Annotated in this window: 11 protein-coding genes; 9 read left to right on the top strand and 2 right to left on the bottom strand. The window is 38.0% G+C overall.

Features of this window, described 5'->3' with window-relative positions; translation table 11 throughout:
* From HNQ85_RS09010 to HNQ85_RS17830, 6 genes are all read left to right on the top strand, one after another.
* Positions 1-223, top strand: a 223-nt coding sequence (locus HNQ85_RS09010; protein WP_220129172.1) for a hypothetical protein, incomplete at its 5' end; no start/stop codon positions are given.
* Positions 207-1,187, top strand: coding sequence for an aminoglycoside phosphotransferase (locus tag HNQ85_RS09005; protein ID WP_220129171.1), 981 nt, complete (start codon positions 207-209; stop codon positions 1,185-1,187). The genes HNQ85_RS09010 and HNQ85_RS09005, both read left to right, overlap by 17 nt.
* Positions 1,188-1,222: 35 nt before the next feature.
* Positions 1,223-1,963, top strand: coding sequence for an NAD(+) synthase (gene nadE / locus HNQ85_RS09000; RefSeq protein WP_181537422.1), 741 nt, complete (start codon positions 1,223-1,225; stop codon positions 1,961-1,963).
* A 192-nt stretch (positions 1,964-2,155) separates the two neighbouring features.
* Entirely contained in the window at positions 2,156-2,878 is a 723-nt protein-coding gene (locus HNQ85_RS08995) for a YhcN/YlaJ family sporulation lipoprotein (protein WP_181537421.1), read from the top strand.
* Positions 2,879-3,110: 232 nt separating this feature from the next.
* Complete coding sequence (locus HNQ85_RS08990) at positions 3,111-3,848, top strand: YebC/PmpR family DNA-binding transcriptional regulator (protein WP_181537420.1); 738 nt, start codon at positions 3,111-3,113, stop codon at positions 3,846-3,848.
* Between the two features lie 436 nt (positions 3,849-4,284).
* A complete protein-coding gene (locus tag HNQ85_RS17830) occupies positions 4,285-4,416 on the top strand; it encodes a hypothetical protein (RefSeq protein ID WP_281363446.1) in 132 nt (43 codons plus the stop codon).
* 6 nt (positions 4,417-4,422) lie between these two features.
* Here HNQ85_RS17830 and HNQ85_RS08985 read toward each other — a convergent pair whose 3' ends face one another.
* Together HNQ85_RS08985 and HNQ85_RS08980 are read right to left on the bottom strand one after the other, a co-directional pair.
* Complete coding sequence (locus HNQ85_RS08985; protein WP_181537419.1) at positions 4,423-5,013, bottom strand: class D sortase; 591 nt, start codon at positions 5,011-5,013, stop codon at positions 4,423-4,425.
* Complete coding sequence (locus HNQ85_RS08980; protein WP_181537418.1) at positions 5,013-6,317, bottom strand: processed acidic surface protein; 1,305 nt, start codon at positions 6,315-6,317, stop codon at positions 5,013-5,015. Before HNQ85_RS08980 ends, HNQ85_RS08985 begins: the two co-directional genes overlap by 1 nt.
* Positions 6,318-6,706: 389 nt before the next feature.
* Between HNQ85_RS08980 and HNQ85_RS17950 the strand changes: the two genes are divergently transcribed.
* The 3 genes from HNQ85_RS17950 to HNQ85_RS08970 all read left to right on the top strand — a co-directional run bounded on the left by HNQ85_RS17950 (position 6,707) and on the right by HNQ85_RS08970 (position 7,590).
* Entirely contained in the window at positions 6,707-6,844 is a 138-nt protein-coding gene (locus HNQ85_RS17950) for an NUDIX domain-containing protein (protein ID WP_343046503.1), read from the top strand.
* On the top strand, positions 6,819-7,028 hold the full coding sequence (locus HNQ85_RS17945; protein ID WP_343046502.1) for an NUDIX hydrolase: 210 nt from the start codon (positions 6,819-6,821) through the stop codon (positions 7,026-7,028). Before HNQ85_RS17950 ends, HNQ85_RS17945 begins: the two co-directional genes overlap by 26 nt.
* 163 nt (positions 7,029-7,191) lie before the next feature.
* On the top strand, positions 7,192-7,590 hold the full coding sequence (locus HNQ85_RS08970; protein WP_409994127.1) for a BofC C-terminal domain-containing protein: 399 nt from the start codon (positions 7,192-7,194) through the stop codon (positions 7,588-7,590).
* Positions 7,591-7,783: the final 193 nt, after the last annotated feature.

Here is a 7,783-nt window from a genome sequence, read left to right as displayed (position 1 = left end):
GCTACCGATGCAGCCAATACCAGGAACTTTCCCAGGACAGCAAGGAGCTATGCCGATGCAGCCAATACCAGGAACTTTCCCAGGACAGCAAGGAGCCATACCGATACAACCAGCACCGGGAACTTTCCCAGGACAGCAATCATTATCTCCATATTATCCAGAATCAAGTTCGCCGTTTTTTATGATGCGGGAGGACGGAGAAAGCAGTGAGTATGAGAACTAATGAAATGAGAGACGATCATTACTATCGTCTCTTTTTTCTTCTAAAAAAAGAATATGGATTTAAAGTCGAAAAAGTTACTTTCATTAAACGGAATGTCTGGCTTATTTATACGACTGAGAGGATATATGTATTAAAAGGATATTCTTCTTTCAAACAGGCAGCATTGCAAATTATATTTATGAAGTCGCTAAAACAAATAGAGTTTCAAGCTGTTCCTTGCTTAAGAACGAACACACTAAGCAGTGGAATGATTCACTTTCATTATTTTTATTGGGTTTTACAAGACTATATCTCGTCACAAATTCCATTTCGTTTTACTTCTTCGAAAGACCGAAGCGATGGATTGAACTTGCTTGAACAGTATCATCATTATTCGGGGCGATTATTACATCATCCGTTTTTGTACCTGCATTTGCCACGTTATGAGCTTTACACTAAATGGCTTCAACGTTATGAAAGATTTCTTTATTTTTTGCCTTTGATAAGACAAAAAATACATGCAGAAGAAATCGAGTTTATCTTATACTCAGCCAATCTTTCCTTAAAAAATTTAACCCGTTTTTACCATTCATTCACTGATGAAACCAACTCGATTATTCACGGTGACGTTGCTTCCCATAATTTTTTACGGACAGATGATGAGAAGCTTTATTTAATTGATTATGATTTAATCGCTGTCGCACCAAAAAGCATTGATTATTTGCAGTATGCCCATCGAATTTTGCCGTTCTTAGAATGGTCATTTGCCGAATTGAAAAAACTGCCACAAATGAACGAACAGCTGAAGAAAAAATGGTTTTTAAGCGCACTTATGTTTCCTGCAGATCTTTTGCGTGAATGGAATGTGGCAATGACAAAATATTTATCTGAACCACGCTGTTTAATAAGAGCAAGCGAGTATACGAATTCACAATTTGAAAGCCGTAAACAGTTTGTCGAAGAAATTTATCATATGGTAAGATAACATATATGTGATTTTTGGAGAAAGGGTGTTAGACGATGGAGCAAAAAATTGAAAAGTTAATTGAATGGCTGCGTGAGCAAGTTAAAGAAGCAGGATTAAATGGAGCGATTGTCGGTATTAGCGGCGGTATTGATTCGGCGGTGGTAGCCCATCTTATTAAGCGCGCTTTTCCAAATAATTCGTTAGGGCTTATTATGCCTTGTAAAAGCAATCCGAAAGATAAAGAAGACGCTTTGAAAGTGGTTGAAAGTTGTGGAATCGATTATTATGTCATTGATTTAACAGAAACGCACCATACGCTTTTTGGTGAAATTGAGCGTCAATTAAAAGAAAAAGGCGAATGGAATGAAAAAGTAGCAAAACTTGGAGATGCGAACACGCGTGCGCGTCTTCGTATGACAACATTATATGCAGTTGCCAATAATTATGGATACCTTGTTGTCGGAACGGATAATGCGGCAGAATGGCATACAGGTTATTTTACAAAATATGGTGATGGCGGCGTTGATTTAGTTCCGCTTGTTCATTTTACAAAAGGCGAAGTTCGTGAAATGGCGCGTATTCTCGGTGTTCCTGACGAAATTATTACAAAAGCGCCAAGCGCAGGACTTTGGGAAGGACAAACAGATGAAAATGAAATGGGTACAACCTATGAGATGATTGATAAATACTTGAAGGGAGAAGAAATTCCTGAGAAAGACCGTCAAATTATTGAACGGTTACATAATCGCTCCCACCATAAGCGCCGTCTTGCTGCGGCTCCACCTAAATTTTAACGTGATTCCGAAAGAAGTCTCCCGCTTGTCGGTGGGCTAAAATATTCCAGATTCGATTAGAAGTAGTATAGGCAAGAGAAGTTTATTTCTACCGATAACTAACAGCCATAAACCCCTGTTTATTTGCCATGCTAAAAGTGAGGTTGACCAAATGTCAGCCTTGCGTCGAAGGCAAATAAGGGGGTTTTTCTATTGAGAAAAGGGATCATGGCAGTCGGCGTACTTTGTTTAGCGGGTGGACTTGCAGCATGCGGCAGTTATGAAGGGGCGCTTGATGCCCGTTATAATGACAATGCTCGTCCAATTGGATACGATACAAATGAAAACAACCGTGAAAATAATGGGAATGCTTTCATTATGAACGATAATGATGGTCCAGTTACGGAATTTTTAGACAGAGGAGCGGTGAATCGAAGAACGGATGTAAATCGTCGTGAGATGACGAATCCGACTGTTCCTTATGCTGAGAGTGACCGCACATTTTTTGAACGCGATAACCACTTCAAACGTACTGACATCAATTATCACGGTCATTTAAACAACATGAATGCCAAAACCCGTTCTTCTTATTACAATCGATATAACGGTGAGTTGGCAGAAAAAATCGCGTTGCGGGCTGCTAAGGTAGAAGATATTGCTGATGCACGTGCACTTGTATATCGTGACAGCGTATTAGTAGCGGTTGATACAAGCAGCAGAGATACGCAGAGCCTTGAGAATAAGGTAAAACAAGCGATTGCCCCATACACGAAAAATAAAAAGGTGCGCATCGTTTCGAATCCGAGTATGTATCAACGTGTGCGTGTCATAGACAATAATTTGCGCTACGGCCGGCCATTCGACGAAATGGAACGTGATTTACAAACCATTTTTAATAACGGAGAAATTATCGAGCGTCCGTTAAATCGTAGGTAGCAAGAGGAAGAAAAGAGGCTGAACCAAAAGCAAGTGTCAGACTCTACAACCATAATATATAGGCCATAACAATGGATAAAAACACTATATATTATGAGTTACGTGTGAGATCAGACACTTATGGGTCAGCCCTTTTCTTATTTTTTGATATGTAAAAACTTCATTTTACCGTTTTTCGTTTTTTTGATATAGTAGTATCGGAAATTTCGTTTGATGAGAGGGGAAATTTAGAATGGCTGGACATTCTAAGTGGAAGAATATTCAACGTCGGAAAAATGCACAAGATGCTAAGCGTGGTAAACTTTTTATGAAATTAGCGAAAGAGATATATGTAGCGGCCAAAATGGGCGGTGGTGATCCGAGTACAAACCCGAGCCTGCGTCTCGTTATAGAAAAAGCAAAAGCAGCGAACATGCCGAACGAAAACATTGAGCGTGCGATTAAAAAGGCAACAGGCAACCAGGAGCATACCAACTACGAAGAAATTAAATATGAAGGATATGGTCCGGGCGGTGTCGCTGTAATGGTGACATGCTTAACGGATAACAAAAACCGCACCGCTTCTAACGTACGGGTTGCTTTTTCAAAAAACGGTGGAAACTTAGGAGAAACAGGCTGTGTCTCTTACTTGTTTGACCGTAAAGGACTTCTTATCATCTCACGCGAAGAGTTCGACATCGATGAAGACGACATGCTTTTGCAGGTGATTGAAGCAGGTGCTGAGGAAATGGAAACAACAGATGAATCGTTTGAAATTTATACCGCTCCTGAAAACTTCGAGGAAGTGAAAAACAAGTTAGCAGAAAACGGGTTTTCCTTTGTTACAGCGGAAATCACCATGGTACCGCAAACATATACAACGTTAACAGGTGATGACTTAACAAAAATGCTTAGACTTATCGACATGCTTGAAGACGATGATGACGTTCAGGAAGTATACCATAACTTGGATGAATCATCTATTGAATAAAACGTCTAAGCTATGATCTATGATAGAATTGATATAAATTCCTTATAAAACCATTGTTCTGGAGCTAGCCCATAAGTGTCTGACCTCACGTGCATGTCACAATATATAGTTCATTGATCCTCATGTTATGTTCTATATATTGTGTTGTGTGTTGTGGGGACGGACACTTTATTTTTGGGTGAGTCTCAATAGACAGTGGTTTTTATTTAGCTCATATAACAGAGATTAACCATTGGGAATGAATTGAATTTTTATTATTGTAAGTGATAGGTTTTGCTTTAACCAAAAGAATTTATTTAAGTAAATTTTTTTGATGAAGGTGAATATAATGATAAATAAATCCACACGGAGTGATGGAAATGAAAGCACGCTTGTATAAAAAAATTTGTCAATATTGTTTAGTGATGAAAAAATTGGGGATTATGGAGGATCAGCAGTGGGAAGAATTGAAGGAAGCTTTGAAGAGACATGGGAAGTAAGCGGCGTATTAAATGAATTTGTTCTAATTATAATAGGGAATAAAAAACATCCCTCACGTATGTACGTAAGGGATGATGTTTTGAAGTGAGATGATTTATTTTTTGTTTTCTATTAAATCAGCTACTAATACATACCTTTGCGGAGCTGAACCGATAAAGTTAAAAGGATAGCAAGTCGATACGGTTAAGGTTGCTTTTGGTTTCGGAACAATGACCGTTCTGTTATCGGCATCGACAATTCGTACTTTACGCACTTTATACGTAAATTCTCCTGCCGCTGTTTTGACAATCAACAAATCACCTTTTCCTACTTCACCAAGCCTTCGAAATACAGTGTCACGGTGTCCAGATAAGACGCAGTTATCTTGTTCACCTGGCAACACGCTTCCAGCGTAATGACCGACCCCTTTTTCCAGCTCTTCTTCGTTAGTGCCGTGATAAATCGGCAAGACAGCATGTAGCTTTGGAATCACTAACTGTCCGATGTTTTCCCCGACTTTCGGTATTCTTGGATAGAGTGTTAAGTCAGATTTTTGTGTTTTTGTATGTTTTGCTTTTGTTTCTTCCGATATGGACTGGACCGATGTATAGCCTTTTACATATTTATATCCGTTGATTGCGGCGAAAAGTATGCCGAATAGAATCAAACCGAGGCTGAAAAAATAAATAGTGCGCTTTTTTGCCATCATTTCTCACCAAATATTTTTCTAGTTCGGAATAAGAAAGCTCCGGCAGCTGCCAAAACAACTCCAATTATCATGTTTTGCATATATGGTGAAGCTGTTTTCGGCAGTTTTCCACCTTTTATCGTGCTTTTTACTGGTTTGCTTATTTTTTCAAGTTTTACAATTTTGCTTGACTTTTCTAGATCTTCACTGACCTCTTCAAATAAATCAGAGTCGAACATTTCCGCTGTTAAAGTCATATCAGCAAGCAAATCCCCTTGTTTATTGTAAATTTCTATAAACAAATCATATCCGTTTGTTGATTCCATTTTTAAAAGGGAAGCGAAGCTTAACGGTGTCTTCTTGCCGTCTTTCATCAAATAAAATTTAACATCGAGCTCGAACAAATCAAGCATATCGTGCATCACATCGGCGATTTCTGTCACTTGTGCCGGTGATAGGTCATTTACTCCGTCAAAATTGTATAAACTGATTGTTTCGAGGCGTTCCCCTAGTTTTTCTAACTCACTTACAAACTGTGGATCTTCGACATTAAGCGTAAAGAAATGATTTAAGAGATTTTCAATTTCGTTATCTGTTAAACCAAGTTCGTCAAAATCAGGCATCATATAAAACATAACCGACATAGACAATTCTTCTACCGTTGTGTAGTTTTCTAGAGAATCATCATTTTCTGCAAGCAGCTGTTCTAATTGCTGACGGCTGAGTCCGATAGTGTCAAGAAACTCTTTTAAAGTTTCTTCCGTAATCGGAGTTAAGCTGTTGTAATACTCTACCGATGCGGCCAAGTCTTCAATATAAGTGTAATCCTCTAGTGATTCACCGTGGTTTTCAAGCAATTCGATTAATTGTTCTTTTGTCATATCTTGTTCTTGTAAAAACTCGGATAATGTTTCTTCTGTAATAGGTGTTCCATCTTCTGACAGCATGAAGTCCACGTATTCTTCTAAATCGTTATAGAACTTGAAAGCATCGGTGATTTCTTCGTTTGGTTCAAGCTCACCATATTCCACAAGCATCTCTTTTAATTCTTCTTCTGTTAAATCATAATCTATTAATAAAGTTTGCAGATTTTCTTCAGTCAATAAATCTCCTAATTCAGCACGAAGCTCCTCTACGTTTTGGAAATCATCTAACGTGTAGCCGTCGTAGCTTAAATATTCCTCTAGTTCTGCTTGAGTCATGCCAATCTCGTTTAAGTAGTTTTGAAATGACGAATCAGCTGTGCTAAGGGCAAACGCGGATGCAGGAAGCGTTGCGAAAGTAATTGATGCTGCAATTGTAAGCGGTATGAATTTTTTCATGTTGTAACCTCCGTATGAAAATACTATAAAATTAGTATATGGAAAAACAAAAAAGGAGACTAGCCCCAAAAAAATATTTATTATATTACATATATGTAATATTTTTGAAGTAATAAGTGATTTTTTTATTCAAAAATGTAGTAAATGTGTTTTGTATGTACATCTTGGATGGAGAAGGAACTATGAATGAAGGTGAAGAATAGAGTTTTCATTAAATGAATTTTTTATAGGCCGGTGAGGAAATTTATAAATTACATAACTTCAATGAGAAAATGAATCGGACATGAAATGCTCATCACAGTCGGGTGCGGAGTTATCATTGAAAAAATGAAAAAATACTGTTATAACATCGAACGGATGAAGATAACTAGTGTGTTTCCGGTGGAGTGATGGAAATTGGAGAAACATTTGAAGAAACAGCGAAACGGGAAGTGCTAGAGGAGACCGGATTACAGGTAAAAGAGATTCAGTTATTCGGAATCTACTCTGGTGAAACTTGTTTTGTCACATATCCGAATGGAGATTAAAGTGTATAGCGTGCAAATCATATTTAAAGCGTTGAGCTATGAAGGAACGTTAAAGCAAATGGGTGCCGAAAGCAGAGAACATCGCTTTTTTGCGAAAGATAGCCTTCCGAAAAATTTGAACCCGCGCCAAAAAACTTTTATTTTGGATTGGGCTGAAGGAAAGGAATGGCCAATTATTAAATAAAAATTGGATAAAACTCCTCTCGTTGGTGAAAATAGAAAGGGAATAGATTTTGCCTTGAGAGAGGTGAAGGTTCATGAAACGAATGTTTCGAATGATTGCTGTTGTCCTGTTCATATTGGCAGGAGGAACAAATGCTTTTGCGAAAGAGTCTAACGAAGTCAAAATGAATGTCATTTTAGAACGAATTTATTTAGATGGTGAAGTGAGCGAGGAAATAACGGAAGAAACAGTTGTTTCCATGAAAGACATATGGAAAAAATATAAAGGCTGGCAGTTGGTTGACATGGATGACGAACAAATTGTATTTCAAAAGCCAGTCAACGATATTTCCCCGCTTTCAAAAGCGAATGGATATTTCGGTTTAACGAAAGATGGTACGCTTTCCATCTTTGAAGGAAAACCGAATGAATCATCGCGGGTGATTCAATCGTTTTTTCAGATCGATATAAAAAAATTAGAGAGCCATCAGCATGAACAGCTGAAAAAAGGAATCCGTGTCGTTTCTAAATCTCGTTATAAAGATATTATCGAAACGTATCGGGATTTTGCGTTATTTCAGTAAGAGGCTGACCCAAAAGCAAAGTTTCAGACCCCACAGCACAATATAGAGGAGATAACATTGAGCCAATGGACTATATATTGTGAAATGCACGTGAGGCCAGACACTTATGATATTATCCCCTTATAGTAGACAGGAAAAAGCAAAGGCTGATACTGTTTACTATGGAGGGGTTTTTTTATGGGAAAAATCAGAA

The sequence above is a fragment of the [Anoxybacillus] calidus genome (genome assembly GCF_013760845.1).
Classification (GTDB): Bacteria; Bacillota; Bacilli; order Bacillales; family Anoxybacillaceae; genus Paranoxybacillus; species Paranoxybacillus calidus.
Note: the sequence above shows the minus strand (reverse complement) of the source record. Positions and strands in the feature narration are given on the sequence as shown.